This is a genomic window from Peribacillus sp. NPDC060253, from assembly GCF_042727425.1.
Lineage (GTDB): Bacteria > Bacillota > Bacilli > Bacillales > DSM-1321 > Peribacillus.
In genome coordinates this window covers 1-1,392 of sequence record NZ_JBHXAS010000273.1, presented here as the reverse complement: position 1 = coordinate 1,392, position 1,392 = coordinate 1, and the positions used below count along the sequence as shown (strand labels likewise).

The 1,392-nt window shown below is 71.5% G+C and carries 3 protein-coding genes; all 3 read left to right on the top strand.

What is annotated here, in order from left to right; translation table 11 throughout:
* The first annotated feature begins 68 nt into the window (after positions 1–68).
* Complete coding sequence (locus ACFWE9_RS26955) at positions 69–770, top strand: hypothetical protein (RefSeq protein WP_375989039.1); 702 nt, start codon at positions 69–71, stop codon at positions 768–770.
* Between the two features lie 19 nt (positions 771–789).
* A complete protein-coding gene (locus ACFWE9_RS26950) occupies positions 790–1,014 on the top strand; it encodes a hypothetical protein (RefSeq protein WP_375847217.1) in 225 nt (74 codons plus the stop codon).
* Positions 1,015–1,063: 49 nt separating this feature from the next.
* Positions 1,064–1,392: peptidoglycan recognition protein family protein (locus ACFWE9_RS26945; RefSeq protein WP_377359677.1), on the top strand; the 329-nt coding region annotated here is incomplete at its 3' end.

Sequence of the window (1,392 nt, the reverse complement as noted above, 5' to 3'; positions counted from 1 at the left end):
GGATCTCCGGTCCGTTCACGGGGACAGGATCGCACCGGGTCCGGCCGATCCTGGTAGAGGAGGGCTGAATGCCACGCCAACTGGACCAGCTACCCGCCGACGCGACGAGTCTGGCCCGCCGGGTCCAGGATCTGGAGCGGCAAGTCAGAGAGTTGCGGGCCGCGCGGCGGCTGTCGTCGGCGGCCGTCGGAACGCTGCGGCTGTACGCCGGGGACGGGACGGTCCTCGCCGAGCTCGGGACGGACGGCGGCGGCGGTGCCGGGCTGTGGACCCGCGGCGGCAGGCAGTCCGCCCGGCTCAGCGACGGCCGCCTCACATTCCGTCCGGTCGAGGACGGCCTGGTGGCGGTCCCGGCGAGCGTCGACTACGACACGGCCCAGTCCTCCGTCCTGACCCTCGCGTCAGGGGCGGTGGAAGCCGGGGACCGCAGGGCCCTGCTTGCCCTGGAGTCCGGCCCCGGTGGCACCAACCCCCGCGCGTCCGTGCAGGGGGTGCTCACGGCCAGCAACATCGTCACCGGCACCGCCACCATCACCCCGTCCGCTGCCAATGCGCCCACGAGCCTCACCGTTGCCGGGCTGAACATCACGGGTACGAACCTGCGGGCCTACGCGACGGCCATCGACTCGTCCGTGGGCACCAACAACCTCAACAACGGCGTCTCTGGCGTCGGCGTCACCGACATCACCAACGCCAGCATCAAACTCTGGATCACCCGCGCGACTGTCACACCGGCCGTGACCGTTCACTGGATGGTCATCGCGTCCTGACCGCCCATTTGGGAGTGCTATGAGTGCCGAGGCGTATGAGACGCCGGACGTCGACTGCCAGCTGGTCTGCCACACCGAGGGCTGCCCCAACAACGGCAGAGTCCTCGTTGCTGGCCTGTCGGTGAACACGGACGGCATCTGGCGTGCCGCGTGCGGGCTGTGCGATCAGCCCATCACCGACATCGTCCCGATCGGCCCGGCCCCAGAGGAACCGGACCCCGCCGGGGACCCGGCCACCGCCTGACCCCCTCTCTTCCCTGCCCGCCCCGAGCCGACCGGCCGGGGCCTTTCTCATGCTCGGAGAACCGATGATGGCTACCCCCCTTACCGCCAGTCAGATGCTGACGGCGCTGATCGCCGAGGGCCTGGACACCAAGGAACGCTCCGGCTGGCGCACACACGACCGCGGCAACCGGGGCGACGGATGGGGCCCCGTGCACGGCGTGATGATCCACCACACGGGCGGCACAGCCCCGTCGGACGGGGAGATCGTGTGGTCGGGCCGCGCCGACCTGCCGGGGCCGTGCGCGCACGCCTACCTGGCCAAGGACGGCACGCTGACCCTGACGAGCGCGGGCCGGGCGAACCACGCCGGGGGAGGCGACCCGGCCGTCCTCTCCGC